The organism is Halobacterium sp. KA-6, assembly GCF_021029015.1.
Classification (GTDB): Archaea; Halobacteriota; Halobacteria; order Halobacteriales; family Halobacteriaceae; genus Halobacterium.
Genome location: NZ_JAJJZH010000002.1, coordinates 326,157 through 343,289 on the forward strand (window position 1 = coordinate 326,157; position 17,133 = coordinate 343,289).

The following is a 17,133-nucleotide window of genomic DNA, read 5'->3' on the forward strand; positions in this document are numbered from 1 at the left end:
GTGGTTTGCAGCGCGAGCGACCGCGCGCCGGCGTCTCAGAGTTCGATGCGGGCGAATCGGCGCGACGCGAGCGCGAACCCGACCAACGTCCAGGCCAGTAGCACGGCGACGCCGACGCCGTCGGGGACGGAGCCGGTCGTCGCGACCGGGTCGATGCCGACGACGGTGAGCGCGTTCACGTACGCGTACAGCGGGCTGGCGACGACGAGCAAGTCCGTGAGACCGAGACGTACCTGCACGCCGAACTGGCCGGCGAGGACGACCCGCACGAGGCTCAGTGCAATCGGCCAGAACAGCGCGAGCGCGAAGAAGCCGAAGGTGGTCGCGGCGGCGAGCGTCGTGGACGTCGAGCGTGCGGTGAACGCGAGCGTCGCGGCGACGAACGCGGCGGCCAGCAGCGCGGCGAGCGCGAGCACGGCGAGCACCCGGAGCGCCGGCACCGGCGCGCCGCGGAGCGCGTAGACGACGGTGGCGACGACGATTGCAGCGACGACGGCGACGAGCGTCGTCGTGAGGCGGGCGGCGCCCGCGCCAGCGAGGAACGTCGAGCGCGAGTGTGGCAGCGAGAGCGTGAGTCGGACGCGACCGCTGGCGACGGCGCTCGGCACAGCTTCGTGGGTGAGCGTGCCGGCGGCCAGCGGCACGGCAAACATGAACAGGAGCGCGAGTGCGGTCGAGAGCGGGGTGACGCCGGCGCCGTTCGTGGCACCGTACGCGAGGACGGCCGCCAGCAGCGCGAAGAAGCCGCCGAACACCGCCAGCGAGTTGTCGGCGTGGAGGGCGCGGAGGTCGCGGCGCGCGACGACCGGCCACGTCACGCTACCACCACGGGGAGGGCTGACTGCATGGTCGGGCCGTCGCAGTGCGGCGGGAAGTGTCTTGCTCCCGACCGCAGCCGCTGCGAACTACACGCGGTCGTCGGGGTCGTGGGAGTCCCGCATCCGGCTGGCTTCCTGGCCGTAGCGCTCGCGGTCCTCGGGGTCTTCGACGGGTTCGAGGTCGTCGACGTCGGCGTCGACGGCGGCGGTGGGGTCGCCGGCGTTCAGCGAGCGCTGCTTGCGGAGCACGCGGTCACCCTCTGGCGTCGCGTAGACGAGGTTGAGCAGCCCCTTGTCGGTGTACTCCCGGAAGACCAGCCAGACGCGCTCGGTTTCGGGCATAGGTGCGGGTTCGGCGGCATTCGGTTCAAGCCTGGCGGTTCGGCGACCGCGCAGTTGAAAGTCGCCGCGGCCGTACCTCGAAGCGATGGACGCGGACGCGGTTCGGGAGCGCGCAACCGACCTGCCGACGGAGCCCGGCGTCTACCAGTTCCTCGACGGCGACACCGTCCTCTACGTCGGGAAGGCGGTGGACATCCGGGACCGCGTGCGGTCGTACGCAGACCCGCGCAGCGAGCGCATCGCGCGGATGGTCGAGCGCGCGGACGCCATCGACTTCGCGGTGACGGACACGGAGACGCAGGCGCTGCTGCTGGAAGCGAACCTCGTGAAGCGCCACCAGCCGCGGTACAACGTCCGCCTCAAAGACGACAAGTCCTACCCGCTCGTGCAATTCACGGACCACGCCGTCCCCCGCATTGAGGTGACCCGCGACCCCGACGAGGGCGCGGCGGCGTACGGCCCGTACACGGACAAGGGCGACGTCGAGATTGTGGTGAAGGCGATTCGGGAGGTGTACGGGCTCCGCGGCTGCTCGGACCACAAGTACCGGAACCGCGAGCGCCCCTGCCTCGACTACGAGATGGGGCTGTGTTCGGCGCCCTGCACGGGCGAAATCGGCGAGGCCGACTACGCGGCTGACGTGGAGTCCGCCCGCAGATTCTTCGAGGGGGAGACGGGTGCGCTCGCGGACCCCCTCGAACGCGCGATGGAGCAGGCCGCGCAAGCGCAGAACTTCGAGCGCGCGGCGCACCTCCGAGACCGCCTGGACGCCGTCGAAGCGTTCCACGGCGGCGCGGGCGCGGCGGTCGCGGGCGGCGACGACGCGGCGACGACGGACGTGCTCGGCGTCGCTGTGGAGGGCGAGGATGCGACGGTCGCGCGCCTGCACGCCGAACGCGGGCAGCTCGTGGAGCGTGACCAGCACCACTTGGATGCACCAGAGAACGAGAGTCCGGCGGACGTGCTGGCGGCGTTCCTCGTGCAGTTCTACGCGGAACGCGACCTCCCGGACCGCCTGCTGTTGCCCGAGCGCCACGGCGACGACGACGTGGCGGCGTGGCTCGACGAGGCGGGCGTCGAGGTCCGGGTGCCGGGCGCGGGCCGCGAGGCGACGCTCGTCGACCTGGCGCTGAAGAACGCCCACCGGCGCTCCGGCGAGCGGGACGAACTCGGCGCGCTCGCGGACGCGCTCGGCATCGACCGGCCGACCCGCATCGAGGGCTTCGACGTGAGCCACGCGCAGGGGAAGGCCGTGGTCGGCAGCGACGTCTGTTTCGTGGACGGGAGCGCCGAGAAGTCCGACTACCGCCGGAAGAAACTCGACGAGGAGAACGACGACTACGCGAACATGTACCGGCTGCTCCGCTGGCGCGCCGACCGCGCGGTCGAAGAACGAGACGACCGCCCAGCCCCCGACCTGCTCCTCATCGATGGCGGCGAGGGGCAACTGGACGCGGCGCGCGAAGCGCTCGCGGACGCGGGCTGGGACGTGCCGGCGGTCGCGCTGGCGAAGGACGAGGAGGTCGTCATCACGGAGCGCCGGACGTACGACTGGGCCGACGGCGCACCCCAACTGCACGTCCTCCAGCGCGTGCGCGACGAAGCCCACCGGTTCGCGGTCGCCTACCACCAGACGATCCGGGACGACGTGGAGACGACACTCGACAACGTCGATGGCGTCGGCCCGGAACTCCGCAAGCGCCTGCTGCGGCGGTTCGGGAGCGTCAAGGGCGTGCGCGAAGCCTCCGTCGAGGACTTGCGGGACGTGGAGGGCGTGGGCGAGGCAACTGCAGAAACTATCACGAGTCGACTCTGAGAGGGGAATCAGGGCGACGTCCGGCCGCTACCACTCGCCGGGTTCAGGCGCGACACCCGCGTCCTCGCCCTCGTCGCCCCCGGCGAGGTCGTACTCCTCGCGAACTTCGCGGATGCGGTCGCGGATATCCGCCGCGAGCTCGAATTCGAGGTTGCTGGCGGCCGCTTCCATGCGTTCTTCGAGGTCCTCGACGAGGATGGCGGCTTCCTGCTCGTCGCTCGGGCCGTCGCCGGCGACGTCGGACGTGTCGGTCTCCGCGCCGGGGAGGTTCATGTCGCCGACCTCCTTGTCGATGGTCGTCGGCGTCGTGCCGTGCTCCTCGTTGAACTGGCGCTGGATGCGGCGGCGGCGCTGAGTCTCCTCGATGGCGTCCCGCATCGCGTCCGTACGCTCGTCGGCATACAGCACGACCTCGCCGTTGACGTTCCGGGCGGCACGGCCCATCGTCTGGACGAGACTCGTCTCCGAACGCAGGAACCCCTCCTGGTCCGCGTCCAGAATCGCGACCAGCGAAACCTCCGGGATGTCCAGACCCTCGCGGAGGAGGTTGATACCGACGAGCACGTCGTACTCGCCGAGCCGGAGCCCGCGCACGAGCTCGTGGCGCTCGAGCGTGTCCGTCTCGTCGTGCATGTACTCGACGGCGACGCCCGCTTCTTCGAGGTACTCCGTGAGGTCCTCGGCCATGCGCTTGGTGAGCGTCGTCACGAGCACGCGCTCGTCGTTGGCGACGCGGTCGTCGATACGGTCCATCAGGTCCTCGACCTGGCCCGTGGCGTCGGCGATGTCGATTTCGGGGTCGACGAGGTGCGTCGGGCGAACAATCTGCTCGACGACCTGGTCGGAGCGCTCGCGCTCGTAGTCGCCCGGCGTCGCGGAGACGTACAGCGTCTGGTCGGTCTTCTCCTCGAACTCCTCGAACGTCAGCGGGCGGTTGTCGTACGCCGTCGGGAGCCGGAAGCCGTTCTCTACCAAACTATCTTTCCGGGACTTGTCGCCCGCGTACTGGCCCTTGATTTGGGGGACCGTGCGGTGGGACTCGTCGATGACGGTGAGGAAGTCGTCGGGGAAGTAGTCCAGGAGTGTGTATGGCGCGTCCCCGGGCTCGCGGTCCGAGAGGTACACCGAGTAGTTCTCGATGCCCGAACAGTAGCCCGCCTCCGCCATCATCTCGAGGTCGAACGTGGTGCGCTCCTCGATACGCTGGGCGGCCACCATGTCGCCGTTGCGCTCGAAGTGCCGGACGCGCTCGTGCATGTCCGTCCGAATCTTCTCGATGGCTTCCTCCATCTCGTCCTCGGGGACCGAGTAGTGCTCCGCGGGGTGGAACAGGACCGCGGGCTCCTCGCTCTCGACGGTTCCCTCGAGGGGGTCGAGTTTCGCCATTCGGTCGACCTCCTCGCCCCAGAACTCCACGCGCACGGGGTAGCGACCGTACATCGGGAACACCTCGACGGTGTCCCCGCGGACGCGGAACGTGCCCTGCGTGAAGTCCACGTCGTTGCGCTCGTAGTTCAGGTCCACGAGCCGCCCCAGCAGTTCGTCGCGCTCGATTTCCTGGCCGACTTCGAGGCGGAGGCTCATCTCCTCGTAGTTGCCCGGGTCACCCAGTCCGTAAATCGCGGAGACCGACGCCACGACGATGACATCGTCCCGGGTCAACAGCGAGCGCGTCGCAGAGTGACGCAGCCGGTCGATTTCATCGTTGATGGAGGCGTCCTTCTCGATGTACTTGTCCGTCTGCTCGACGTACGCCTCCGGCTGGTAGTAGTTGTAGTACGAGACGAAGTACTCGACGGCGTTGTCCGGGAAGAGGTTCCGCAGTTCCTCGTAGAGTTGGGCCGCGAGCGTCTTGTTGTGTGCGATGACCAGCGTCGGCTGCTGGAGCTCCTCGACCACCCACGAGACGGTGTTGGTCTTCCCGGAGCCCGTCACCCCGAGCAGCGTCTGTGCGTCGGCACCGTTCTCGAACCCCTCGACCAGCTGCTCGATGGCGTCGGACTGGTCGCCCGCGGGGTCGAACGGCGCGTCCACGCGGAACGGCACGTCGGCCTCCGGCCGGTCCGGCTGGAGGGGACCGCTGGCGTCGCTCATTATCTGATAGTAGGCGCGAGGACACTTCAGGGGCTCGCCACCGGCGGCGTGGGCGACCGCAGGGGGACCACGTTATCGCGAGCGGCGTGCGACCCGACAACAGACACTTGCCGGCGCCGGACGAACCGTCGACGATGCCCTCCAGACGCGACGTGTTGAAGACCGGCGCGCTCGGTGCAGCAGGCCTGCTCGCTGGCGGCGCGGCGCGATACGGTGCGTGGTCGCCGGCGCCGCTGGACCCGCCCGAGGGGACGTGGCTACAGCCGCGGTACGACGATGGCAACACCGGCCACAATCCGGACGCGTCCCCACCAACTGGGGACCCAAGTCTCGCGTGGACCTACGACGTTGCCGGGGCCGTGAACGCGCTCGCCTCGGGCGTCGGCCACCTGTACGTCGGCACCGACCACGCCGTCTACGCGTTCGCGGACGGCGACCAGCATCCGCGCTGGGACCGGGCCGCGAGCGGGTACCGAATCGCCGTCGGCCCGGACGTGGTCGTCGCGGTCGGCCGCGGGATGGTCGCCGCATTCGCGGCGTCGAACGGCGCGCTGCGGTGGCGGCACGACGTCGAGAGCCGGGTCTACGGCGTGCTCGTCGACCAGCGGACGGCGTACGTCGGCGTCGACGACCGGCTCGACGCGTACGCACTCGACTCCGGCCGTCGCCGATGGCGCGTGGAAACCGGCGCCGACACCTTCCCCGCGCTCGACGGGCGCCACCTGCTCGCCGGTGCGTCGAACCTCGCTGCGTACGAGCCACGAGGCGCGCTCCGGGGCGTCCTCGTGGACGCGCCGACACGCGCCTGGACGTCTCGCGACGTGTTCGGCCCGACGAGGCCGGTCGTCACCGGTAACCGCATCGTCGCGGGAGAGACCACCTGCTTCCAGACGGAGACCTGTGGCGTGAACGTGGTTTTGCCGGACGGCACCCGCGAGCACTATGTCGAACTCGGGAACAGCGCGGGTAGCATTGCCAGCGACGGTGACCGCGCGTACGTCGTCTCCATCCAGTACGAGGACTCCGAGAACGGCTACAACGTTCCGGACTTCTCAACGCTACACGGCATCGACGTCGACACCGCCGAGGAACGCTGGTCGTTCCAGCGACCCGGCTGGTTCTGTCCGCCGGTCGTCGCGAACGATACCGTCTACGTCGGCGAGGCTGGGAACGAACACGGCGACGGGAACGTGTACGCACTCGACGCGGAGACAGGCGAGACGCGCTGGACGTACGGCGAACCCAACGGCGTGACCGTCCTCGCTGCGGTGCGGGATGCCCTCCTCGTCGGCACGGACGACGGCGGGGTCCTCGAACTCCAGTAGTCGGCCCCAACGCTTTCGCCGCGACCGGGCGAAGCCGCGAGCATGAGCGACGACACCGGCAACGGCGAGCAACTGCTGTCCGCCGTGGAGTGCCTTCGAGACGCCGAGGAACTCGTCGAGGGTGGCGACATCGAGGATCAGTTGTACGCGGAAGCCGAGACGCTCGAAGAACTCGCGGCGCGGGACCGTGCGCCCGACCAGCGCCGGCTCTCGGGCCACCGCCACACGCTCCGGGAGTTCCACGGGCGCGTCGACGAAGACGCCCGCGACCTCGTCGCGAGCGCGCTCGACCACGTCGTCAGCGTCGAGGACGCCGTCGGCGAAGGGTCGGGGCCCTGGTAGCCACACCGCACCTATTTCCCGGACCCGGACGATATTCGACGCATGGTACGCGAAGACCTGCGCGCGGCGAGCGACCACCTCCGAGCCGCCTCCGTCGCCGCCGACGACCCCGACCACGAGCAGCGCCTCTACGACCAGTCCGACGCGCTCGCGGAACTCGCGACCGCCGACGACGGGCCCGACCACGGCCGCCTCGCCCGCATCACGCACGCGCTCGACGACCTCGCGGACGCGGTCGAAGACGAGGAAGCACGCGAGAGCATCGCCGACGCCAAAGCCAGCGTCGAAGCCTACCGCGAGACCGTCGAGGGGGTCTAAGACGCACTTTTGCTGTGAGAAGGCGCCAGAGGCGCCCTCTCTAGCAAGAACTTGCGGAAAAAGCACTCCTCGCTCCTGCCGCGCCCTGCGGGCGCGTTAGTCGGTCGTCGGCCTCGCGGCTTCGCCGCGAGTGAACCGCTCGCGCATTCCGAGGCGCTATGCACCTCGCGGCGCTCGCGGATGCTCGTCAGCCGTTATTTGACTCGGCTAGCCAGTAGATTTTCCGTGGTTCGCGGTGAATCCGGGTGTATGGCACGAGGCAGCCCGTTCGACGAGTTGGAGCGACTGCTGGACAAGATGAACGACGCACGCGAGCGCGCTGGCGGCGGGCTCGCGGTCGACGTTGAGGATGAGGACGACCAGTTCGTTGTGACCGCTGACCTCCCGGGATTCGACAAGGAGGACATCGACGTGGAGGTCCACGACCGGACGCTCCGTATCGAAGCCCGCCACGAGGAGGAGACCGAGGAGGAGGGCGAGGACAACTACGTTCGCCGGGAACGCAGCAAGCGCTCGCTCTCGCGGAGCGTCACACTCCCCGAGGAAGTCGACGAGGCGGGCGCGTCGGCATCCTTCGAGAACGGCGTGCTGACCGTGACGCTCCCGAAGGTCCATACGAGCGAGGAGTCGACGAGCGTCGACATCGAGTAGCGTCGCGGGCGTCCACGAGTCCTTTTCAGAGGCCGCCCGTGATGCGGTCGGCAACGCGTGCGACGGTGTGCTCGGCGTCACCGCGGACCGGCGGCGAGCGCGTCACGGCGGTGTACGTGCCCGGCACCGGTGAACTCGCCCACGACCTCGCGAGAGACACCTGGGCGTCAAAGACGTTCTGCGTGGGCCGACACCGGCAATCGAGTCCGGGAAGTGACAGGCCCCAGAGTCACGATGGGAGGGCTTTTGGCCCGGCAGAGTGTCACACCGGATATGACCTACGAGCCACGGGAAGTCGAGCGGAAGTGGCAGGACCGCTGGGAGGACGGCGGCCGCTACCACGCCGACCCCGACCCCGACGAGGACGCGACGTTCGTGACGGTCCCGTACCCGTACCCCTCCGGCGGGATGCACATCGGGCACGCTCGCACGTACACGGTGCCAGACGTCTACGCCCGCTACCGACGCCTCCAGGGTGACAACGTCCTGTTCCCCATCGCGTGGCACGTGACCGGTACGCCCATCGTGGGTGCCGTCAACCGCCTCCAGAAGCGCGAGGAAGAGCAGATGTCGGTGCTGCGGGACACCTACGACGTCCCCGAGTCCGAACTCGAACAGTTGGAGACGCCGATGGGGTTCGCGCGCTACTTCATCGAGAACCACTACAAGCAGAACATGAAGTCCCTCGGCCTCAGCATCGACTGGCGGAGGGAATTCACGACCAACGACGAGCGCTACTCGAAGTTCGTCACGTGGCAGTACGAGACGCTGCGCGACCACGGGCGCCTGGAGAAGGGCCTCCACCCCGTGAAGTACTGCACCGACGAGGAGAACCCCGTCACCACCCACGACCTGCTCGAAGGTGAGGAGGCGGAGTTCCAGGAGTACACGCTCGTCAAATTCCGGAAAGGCGACACGGTCGTGCCGATGGCGACGCTGCGCCCGGAGACCGTGCGTGGCGTGACGAACGCGTACATCGACCCGGACGCGAACTACGTGGAGGCGAACGTGGACGGCGAGACGTGGCTCCTCAGCGACGAGGCCGCGGAGAAACTCGTCCTCCAGCAGCGCGACGTCGAGATTCTCGACCGGTTCACGGGCGAGGCGCTGGTCGGCGAGCGCGTCACCAACCCCGTCACGGGCGAGGACGTGCTCGTGCTGCCCGCGAGCTTCGTGGACGCGGACAACGCCACGGGGATCGTGATGTCCGTGCCGGCGCACTCGCCGGACGACTGGATGGCCCTGCAGGAGGCCAAGGCCGACGACGAGCGGATGCGCGAGTACGGCATCGACCCCGCTGAGGTTGACGAAATCCAGCCGAAGGCCATCATCGACGTGGACGCCTACGACGACCCGTTCCCGGCGCGGGCGGCCGTCGAAGAGCACGGTATCGAGTCCAGTGACGACCCCGCGCTCGAGGAGGCCACGCAGGAGGTGTACAACCGCGAATTCCACGCGGGCGAACTGAAGGACATGTACGACGAGTACGCGGGCGCCGTCGTCGAGGACGTCCGCGACGAGCTGGCCGAGCACTTCCGCTCGACCGGCGAGTTCGACTCGATGTACGAGTTCTCCGAGGAGGTCGTCTGTCGCTGCGGCGGCGACGTCGAAGTCGCCAAGCAGGACACGTGGTTCCTGACGTACAGCGACGGTGACTGGAAGGAACTCGCTCACGACGCGATTAGCGACCTGGACGCGCGCCCGGACAGCGCGGGCGACCAGCTCGACCACACGGTCGACTGGCTCAACGAGTGGCCGTGCATCCGGAACTTCGGGCTCGGCACGAACCTGCCGTGGGACGACGACTTCGTCATCGAGCCGCTGTCGGACTCGACGGTGTACATGTCCTACTACACCATCGCCCACCGGCTCCAGGACGTACCGCCGGAGGAGATGGACCGCGAGTTCTTCGACACGCTGTTCTACGGCGAGGACGCCGTCGACGACCCCGACGAGACTGCCCTGGACCTGCGCGAGGAGTGGGACTACTGGTACCCCGTCGACCAGCGTGTCTCCGGCAACGACCTCATCTCGAACCACCTGACGTTCTACCTCTTCCACCACACCGACCTCTTCGAGAAGGCGAAGTGGCCGGAGGGAATCACCGTGATGGGGATGGTGTTGCTGGAGGGCGACGCGATGTCCTCCTCGAAGGGGCACGTCGTGCTCCCCACCGAAGCCATCGAGGAGTACGGCGCGGACACCGTCCGCTTCGTGCTGTTGAACTCCGCGGAGCCGTGGCAGGACGTCGACTGGCGCGACGACGAAGTCGGCACCACGAAAGACCAGCTCGCGCGCTTCTACGAGCGCGCGCAGGACGTCATCGAGAACGCGGAGGGCGTCGGCGACCGCGAGGACGTCGAGCTGAAGCGCATCGACCGCTGGCTGCTGTCGAAGCTCCAGTCGACGATTCGTGACGCGACCGGCGCGATGGACGAGTTCCAGACGCGCGCCGCCAGCCAGGAGGCGTTCTACCACTTCGAGGAGCACCTGACGTGGTACCGCAAGCGCACGGACCTCGACCGCGACGGCGCGCGGTGGACGCTCCGAGAAGTGCTGCGGACGCGACTCCGCCTGCTCGCGCCCATCGTGCCGTTCCTCTCGAACGAACTCCACGAGCAGCTCGCGGGCGAGCCCGTCGGCCAGGACGACTGGCCGGAGGCCGACCCCGAATTGGAGTCCGAGCGCGTGGAGGTCGAAGAACAGCTCGTGGAGTCGCTGACCGACGACGTGCGCGAGGTCATCGACGTGACCGACACCGACCCCGACCAGATTACCGTGTTCACGCCCGCGCCGTGGAAGCAGACCGTCTACGAGACGGTTCGGGAGACCGGCACTGATATCGGCGCGGTGATGGGGAAAGTGATGCAACACGAGAGCCTGCGCGAGAAGGGCGACGCGGTCAACGACCTCGTGCAGGACCTCGTCGCGGACGTCCGCGAGCGCTCCGCCGAGGAACTGACGGCGCTCGACGAGGTCGACGAGCAGGACGTCTACGAGAACGCGGCGGGCTTCCTCGCGCGCCAGTTCGACGCCGACGTCGACGTCGTCCCCGAGACGGAAACTGACGCCGAGCGCGCCTCACGCGCGGTGCCGTTCCGTCCCGCCATCGAACTCGAGTAGCGAGCCTGTCGGCCAGACTGCTTTTTCCGCGGCGCGTCGAACCGCGACACATGAGCGACCAGAACGACGAAGCGCCGCGGAGCGTCCGGCGACATGCGGAGGTGCGGCGGAATCCCGAGATGACCAGCGTCGGCTACGCGATGCTGCTCGGCCTACTCGTGTTGCTGATGCCGCTACTGCCGTTCCTCGTCATCATTTGGGTCATCGCGCGGCTCACGGACTACGCTGCGGGACGCTGAACAGCCGCGGACGAGCATTCGTGGCCTCGTGCCGCGATTCATCGCGCGAACGTAGTGAGCGCGGGCCGACGACTGACCATCGGGAGGGAGGAGTGCTTTCTCCGCAAGGTTTTGGAAGTGAGGCGCGCGGAGCGCGCCGAGCGCAGCAAAAAGTGCGTCTTAGACGCCGAGCATGTCGAAGCCGTAGCCGTTGTCGTGTTCTTCGGCGTGTTCGTAGGCGACGTGGGCGGCGGCGACGTCCTGGATGGCGAGACCCGTGGAGTCGAAGACGGTGATGCCGTCATCGGCGGTGCGGCCGTCCTTGAGGCCGGTGACGAGTTCGCCGACTTCGCCGTAGATGTCGTCGTCGCCGAGCACACCAGTATTGTAGGGGACGTTGATTTCGCCGGAGTGGGTGGTCTGGTCGTGGTCGTCGATGACGAGTTTGCTGTCGAGGAGGAGGTCGTCGGCGAGTTCGTGTTTGCCCTCGGCGTCCGCGCCCATGGCGTTGATGTGGGTGTGGTCGCCGACGTCCTCGCGGGAGACGATGGGGTCTTCGACGGGAGTGACCGTCGAGAGGACGTCGCAGTGGCCGGCGTCGCTGATGGAGCCTTCACGGACGTCGAAGCGGTCCTGGAAGTGCTCGACGAACGCGCGAACGGCGTCCTCGTTGACGTCGCTGACGACGACTTCCTCGATGTCGCGGACGGTGGCGATGGCTTCCAGTTGCGTGTATGACTGGACGCCAGCGCCGACGACGCCGAAGGACGTGGCGTCCTCGATGGCGAGGTAGTCGGTGGCGACGGCTGCGGCGGCGCCCGTGCGCTGCATCGTGAGTTCGGTGCCGTCCATGATGGCGAGCGGGTAGGCGTTCTCGGGGTCCGAGTACACCATCGTCCCCATGACGGTCGGGAGATCGTAGTGCGTGGGGTTGTCGGGGTGGACGTTCACCCACTTGATGCCGGCGGCGTCCCAGTCGCCGGCGTCGAGGTACGCGGGCATCGACCGGAAGTCGCCGTTGTACTCGGGGAGGTCGATGTAGGACTTCGAGGGCATCTGGGCGTCGCCCTTCTGGTAGGCCGCGAACGCGTCCTCGACGGCCGGAATCAGGTCCGCCATCTGGACGTTCTCGCTGACGTCTTCCTTGTTGAGCAGCAGCGTCTCCATGCCGCAAAAATTGCAGGCACCGCACTTAGAACCTCCCTTGTGTCGACAGCGGCCGCTATCCGGTAATTTCGAAAGAAAGTCGCGAGTCGGTGAGCGAGCGGTGCAGCGCGGCGGAACGGGAGTATCCGGCGACCGGAGGTCGCCGGTTCACAGCGCGCGAAGCGCGCTGGCGCCGAACCCACCGAAAGTGGGCGACGGGGCTTTTTCCCAAGTTTTTGCGAACGAGGACGGCGAAGCCGTCCGAGTGTAGCAAAAAGTGGGTTTACATCATCCCGCCCATGCCGCCGCCCATACCGCCGCCCATGCCGCCGGGGCCGCCGGCGGGCGGGCCTTCGTCGCCGCCTTCGTCGCCGCCGACCTGACCGCCAGCGAGGTCGCCCGCGGCGATGACGTCGTCGATGCGGAGAATCATCGTCGCCGCTTCGGTGGCGGATTCGATGGCCTGGGTCTTCACGCGGAGCGGCTCGACGACACCTTCGGCGTCCATGTCGATGACTTCGCCGGTGTAGGCGTCGAGGCCGGCCGCGGAGTTGCCGGCGTCGTGCTGGCTGCGGAGGTCCACGAGGGAGTCGATGGGGTCGTGGCCCGCGTTCTCGGCGAGGGTGCGCGGGATGACTTCGAGGGCGTCCGCGAACGCTTCGACGGCGAGCTGTTCGCGCCCACCGACGGAGTCAGCGAACTGGCGGAGCTGCATCGCGAGCTCGGTTTCGGGGGCGCCGCCACCGGGCAGCACCTTGCCGTCCTCGAGCGTGACGCGAACGACGCCGAGCGAGTCGTCGATGGCGCGCTCGACTTCGTCGACGACGTGCGCGGTGCCGCCGCGGAGGATGAGCGTGACGGACTTCGCCTCTTCGACGTCCTCGACGAAGATGCGTTCGTCGCCGCCGATGTCCTTCTGGGCGACGCTGCCGGCTTCACCGAGGTCGTCGGCTTCGATGTCCGTGACGTTCGAGACGGGCGTCGCGCCGGTGGCGCGGGACAGACGGGTGAAGTCGTCGGATTTCACGCGGCGGACGGCGAGGATGCCTTCCTCCGCGAGATAGTGCTGGGCCATGTCGTCGATGCCGCCGTCCACGAAGACGACGTTGGTACCGGCGGCCGCGAGCGCGTCGACCATCTCCTTGAGCTGCTCCTCTTCCTGGTCGAGGAACTGCTGGAGCTGGTCGGGGTCGGTGACGTTGACCTCGGTGTCGATTTCGGTCTCCTTGACTTCGAGGCCGTCGTCGACGAGCGCGATGTTGGCGTCCTCGACGCCGAAGGGCATGTTCTCGTTGACGCGCTCCTTGTCCACGATGACGCCCTCGATGAGTTCGGAGTTCTCGATGGCGCCGCCGGTGACCTTCTCGACTTTGATGTTGTCCGTGTCGACGCTGCCGTCGTCGGCGACCGACTGGACGGCGCGCACGACGAGACCCGAGAGGACGTCCTTGGCGTTCTCCGCGCCCTTACCGGTCATCGAGGTCGCGGCGAGCTTCTCGAGTTCCTCGGTGTCGTCCGGGGAGATGTCGACGGCCTTCTCCTCGAGGAACGTGCGAGCCTGCTCGGCGGCCTGTCGGTAACCCTGCGCGAGCGTGGTCGCGTGGATGTCCTGTTCGAGGAGGTCCTCGGCCTCGGAGAGGAGTTCGCCGGAGACGACGACGGCGGAGGTGGTGCCGTCGCCGACCTCGGTCTCCTGCGTCTCGGCGACCTCGACGATCATGTTGGCCGCCGGGTGCTCGATGTCCATCTCCTTGAGGATGGTGACGCCGTCGTTCGTGACGACGACTTCACCCGTGGAGTCCACGAGCATCTTGTCCATCCCTTTGGGGCCGAGTGTGGTACGTACGGCCTCGGAGACGGCTTTCCCGGCGGTGATGTTCATCGACTGTGCGTCCTCTCCGGAGGTGCGCTGGCTATCCTCCGAAAGTACGATAAGCGGCTGATTACCCATCTGCTGCGCCATAGTCACTGTTTGATTGAATGCGATTCTATTTAAATATTGTGCGAAAGGGAGTAACACACCCGGGGAGACGCGCTGAGACGCCAGTCAACGCCAAATTCGAAAATTCACGACGGGGTATTTATGCTTAAATCGGGTTTTCTCGTCGGGAGACGGCGCTCGCGCTCGGCGAGCACAGAGAACGAGAAGGTAGCAGAAAATCCTGAGTGTGCCGCCTCAGCCGGAGAACTCGTGGTACTCCATGCCCTGCTGTTTGAGCTCCTCGGCGCGCTTGCGCTCAAGGAACGAGTAGACGGAGCCGTGGGGTGCCCCGTCGAGCAGCATCTCGGCGGCCGACCGGGCGACGTCGACCTCGTTGGGCTGGCCGATGACGCCGAACGTCGACCCGTAGATGACGACGTTCGCGCCGGTGAGTTCCTCCATCAGTTCGCGCGTGCGGCCGTTCTCGCCGATGAGTCGGCCCTTCTTGCGGCGGAGGTCGTTGTCGTTGCGGGCGGCGCGTTCGATGTCGACGGTCTCGAACATCCGCATGTCGTCGTCCAGCAGGCTGAGCGCGGCGTCCGGGTCGAACCCGCGGCCGATTGCGCGGACGATTTCGGGCGCCTGCATCCCGCGAACGGGGTCGCCGGTCCGCTCGATGGCGACCGACCCGTCCTCGGAGTCGACGTCGAGGCGAACCTCAGCGGCCTGCTCGATGCGGCGCAGCGTCTCACCTCCCTCGCCGATGAGCGCGCCGATGCGGTCCTGCGGAATCTTCACGTGTTTCATGATACACCAGAATACTGGACGGGCGCGTAAAAGCCTTCTCTCCCGTCTTGTGACCGGTTCACGCCCGCTCCGGCGTGCTGACGGCCAGCGACTCGTCGACGACGAGGTCGAGTTCGTCGCCGTCGAGTTCGACGGTCACGTGGGCGGTGTCGTTCTCGTACGTCGCGTCGTGGAGCCAGTCGACCTCCCAGATGGGGACGGTCCGCACGTCGAGGCCGTGCTCGAAGTAGAACGCGACGACTGCCGCGTGGTCGAGCGCGACGGCGGCCGCGGTCCCGCGGAATGTGCCGCCGCACCGCTCGCACTCGAAGACCGCTCGCGGCCCGTGGTCGGGGTCGTGTTTGAGGCGGCCGACGACCGGGCCGCTGCACTGCGTGCAGAAGCCCGCTCTGACCTCCCGCAGCATCGTCCGGAAGTAGCCGTCAAGGGCGGTCGCGAGATCGTCCTCGCGGTCGTCCACGAACGCCGGCGGAACGCCGCCCGACAGCAGCGCCACGTCACAGTCAGTGCAGTCGACGCGCCCGCGTTCGTCCTCGTAGCTCGCTTCGAGGGCCCCGCCGCAGCTCGTACACGTGCCCTCGACTGGCACCGGTCCGACGGACGCCTCCTCCGTGAACACGCCCGAGTACAGCGCGCCGACGAGCCGGCTTCCCGCGAACCGGAGGTCGTAGCCGTCGTCGGTCTGCTCGACGAACCGGCCGCGGAGCTTCCCGAGGTGGTAGTTGAACCGCCCGGAGTCCCGGACGTCGACGCGCTCGCGGAGCTCGGAGAACGACAGCGGGTCGTCGGCCTCCCACAGCGCACGGAGGATGCGAATGCGGAGTTCGTCCGCGACCGCGCCGAACGCGGCCTCTGCGTCGCCGCTCATGTAGGGACGACGACACCGAACCGGCTTCAGCGTTATGCCGGTGTGGGAACTACTCGCGCTGGAAGCCGACCGCGGCTCGCGCACGGTCGCGTTCGTCCTGAGTGAGCCGGTAGGCAGCGAGTTCCTCGCGCACGTCACCGAGCGCGGCCCGGCGGCGCTGGTGCCCCTCCAGGAAGTCGACGATGCGGTCGGCGGCGAATTCCTTCAGTTCGCCAGAGAGCAGGTCGCCGTTCCGGTAGTCCCGCTCGATGCGCGCGACTTCGCGGTCGTCGCGCTCGAAGAACGCCGCGATGTACTGGAACGGGACGTCGACCTCGGGGTCGCCGCCGTGCTCGCGGTGCTCCTCGACGCTCGCGCAGCCGCCCGTGTAGGCGTTCTCGCAGACTTTCCGTCGGACTGTCTCGCCGTCATCCGTGAGCCGAATCGCGACGCCCTCGGAACTACTCATCTTTCCGGGGCCACCAAGCGACGGTAGGAACTGCAGCAGCAGCGCGCCCGGCTTGTTCGCGGGGTAGCGCGCTTTCGCGGCGACGTCCCGGCTCACGCGGACGTGCGGATCCTGGTCGACGGCGATGGGGACGAGCGTCTCGTGCGCACCGTGAACGAGCTGCGGGAGCAGCAGGTGCGCGGTCTGCACGGCCGGGTAGAACCCCTGCCCGACGTTCTCGGGGGTCCCGTAGACGGCTTCGAGCGTCGAATGCGTGATGTCCCGACCGAACGCCTCGCCAGCGGGTAGACCACGTCGGCGTCCTCCGTGTCGACGACGATTCTGGTCAACGCGGGGTCGAGGCCGACCGCGAGCAGGTCCCGGAGGTTGGATTCCAGATAGTCGGTGGTCTCCGCGGCGGTCTGGTCCTTGAACCAGTACTTCTCGTCGTCGGAGACGGGCACGTAGACGCGCGCGCCGAATTCGTCCTGGAGGCGTTTGGCGAAGTAGAACACCATCGCGTGCCCGAGGTGCATCGGCCCGGACGGCCCGATGCCCGTGACGATTGACTGGTCGTCCGAATCGAGGAAGGCGTCCACGTCGCGGCCTGCGTAGAACGAGCCGCGGCGCACGAGCGGGTGGTCGGGGAAGCGGCGGCGTTGGTCGTCGGTCAGTGCGTCCGCGCCGAACTGGGCGAGCAGTTTCTCGTAGTCGAGAACGCCCGCGACGCTGTACGGTGTGACGGAGTCGGCTGGCATGCTGTGTAGTGGGTGTGGCAGGTGCTCGGCGAAGCGATGCGCGAGAGAAGCGAGGGAGCCACGCGCCCGACCCGACCGGGTGACGCCCGTCAGGCCGCGGCGGCGAGACTGTCCGCTCCCGGAGCACGCCAGCGCCAGCCAGTGGGAGCGGACTGCATA

Annotated in this window: 14 protein-coding genes and 1 pseudogene; 7 read left to right on the forward strand and 8 right to left on the reverse strand. The window is 68.0% G+C overall.

From position 1 onward, the window contains the following. Positions 1–35: 35 nt before the first annotated feature. Both LPA46_RS06725 and LPA46_RS06730 read right to left on the reverse strand, forming a co-directional pair. Entirely contained in the window at positions 36–818 is a 783-nt protein-coding gene (locus tag LPA46_RS06725) for an ABC transporter permease subunit (protein WP_230891921.1), read from the reverse strand. An 87-nt stretch (positions 819–905) separates the two neighbouring features. Next, complete coding sequence (locus LPA46_RS06730) at positions 906–1,160, reverse strand: hypothetical protein (RefSeq protein ID WP_230888268.1); 255 nt, start codon at positions 1,158–1,160, stop codon at positions 906–908. An 85-nt stretch (positions 1,161–1,245) separates the two neighbouring features. Between LPA46_RS06730 and LPA46_RS06735 the strand changes: the two genes are divergently transcribed. Next, a complete protein-coding gene (locus LPA46_RS06735; protein WP_230891922.1) occupies positions 1,246–2,976 on the forward strand; it encodes an excinuclease ABC subunit C in 1,731 nt (576 codons plus the stop codon). A 27-nt stretch (positions 2,977–3,003) separates the two neighbouring features. Here LPA46_RS06735 and uvrB read toward each other — a convergent pair whose 3' ends face one another. Beyond that, entirely contained in the window at positions 3,004–5,070 is a 2,067-nt protein-coding gene (gene uvrB / locus LPA46_RS06740; RefSeq protein WP_230888270.1) for an excinuclease ABC subunit UvrB, read from the reverse strand. Positions 5,071–5,204: 134 nt separating this feature from the next. Between uvrB and LPA46_RS06745 the strand changes: the two genes are divergently transcribed. The 6 genes from LPA46_RS06745 (at position 5,205) to LPA46_RS06770 (ending at position 11,068) form a co-directional block, all read left to right on the forward strand. Next, positions 5,205–6,395: an outer membrane protein assembly factor BamB family protein gene (locus LPA46_RS06745; RefSeq protein WP_230891923.1), complete on the forward strand. Its 1,191-nt coding sequence runs from the start codon at positions 5,205–5,207 to the stop codon at positions 6,393–6,395. Positions 6,396–6,437: 42 nt separating this feature from the next. After that, positions 6,438–6,737, forward strand: coding sequence for a DUF7553 family protein (locus LPA46_RS06750; protein WP_230888272.1), 300 nt, complete (start codon positions 6,438–6,440; stop codon positions 6,735–6,737). A gap of 42 nt (positions 6,738–6,779) precedes the next feature. After that, positions 6,780–7,055 carry a DUF7553 family protein gene (locus LPA46_RS06755; RefSeq protein WP_230888273.1) on the forward strand — a complete coding sequence of 92 codons (276 nt, stop codon included), beginning with the start codon at positions 6,780–6,782 and terminating at the stop codon, positions 7,053–7,055. Positions 7,056–7,304: 249 nt separating this feature from the next. Further along, positions 7,305–7,706 carry an Hsp20/alpha crystallin family protein gene (locus LPA46_RS06760; protein WP_230891924.1) on the forward strand — a complete coding sequence of 134 codons (402 nt, stop codon included), beginning with the start codon at positions 7,305–7,307 and terminating at the stop codon, positions 7,704–7,706. Between the two features lie 273 nt (positions 7,707–7,979). Continuing rightward, positions 7,980–10,829, forward strand: coding sequence for a leucine--tRNA ligase (gene leuS, locus LPA46_RS06765; protein ID WP_230891925.1), 2,850 nt, complete (start codon positions 7,980–7,982; stop codon positions 10,827–10,829). Between the two features lie 50 nt (positions 10,830–10,879). Further along, positions 10,880–11,068 (forward strand): DUF7535 family protein, encoded by a 189-nt coding sequence (locus tag LPA46_RS06770; protein ID WP_230888276.1) that lies wholly within the window; start codon positions 10,880–10,882, stop codon positions 11,066–11,068. A gap of 159 nt (positions 11,069–11,227) precedes the next feature. On the opposite strand, the gene LPA46_RS06775 is transcribed toward LPA46_RS06770, so the two are convergent. From LPA46_RS06775 to LPA46_RS06795, 5 genes and pseudogenes are all read right to left on the reverse strand, one after another. Next, positions 11,228–12,214: an ornithine cyclodeaminase family protein gene (locus LPA46_RS06775; protein ID WP_230888277.1), complete on the reverse strand. Its 987-nt coding sequence runs from the start codon at positions 12,212–12,214 to the stop codon at positions 11,228–11,230. Between the two features lie 262 nt (positions 12,215–12,476). Beyond that, positions 12,477–14,156, reverse strand: a complete 1,680-nt coding sequence (gene thsA / locus LPA46_RS06780) for a thermosome subunit alpha (RefSeq protein ID WP_442903360.1) — start codon at positions 14,154–14,156, stop codon at positions 12,477–12,479. A 213-nt stretch (positions 14,157–14,369) separates the two neighbouring features. Next, positions 14,370–14,921, reverse strand: a complete 552-nt coding sequence (locus LPA46_RS06785; protein WP_230888278.1) for a KH domain-containing protein — start codon at positions 14,919–14,921, stop codon at positions 14,370–14,372. A 58-nt stretch (positions 14,922–14,979) separates the two neighbouring features. Then, positions 14,980–15,789, reverse strand: coding sequence for an ArsR/SmtB family transcription factor (locus LPA46_RS06790; protein WP_230891926.1), 810 nt, complete (start codon positions 15,787–15,789; stop codon positions 14,980–14,982). 49 nt (positions 15,790–15,838) lie between these two features. Next, positions 15,839–16,974 (reverse strand): annotated as a pseudogene (locus tag LPA46_RS06795) (tryptophan--tRNA ligase). Positions 16,975–17,133 lie beyond the last annotated feature (159 nt).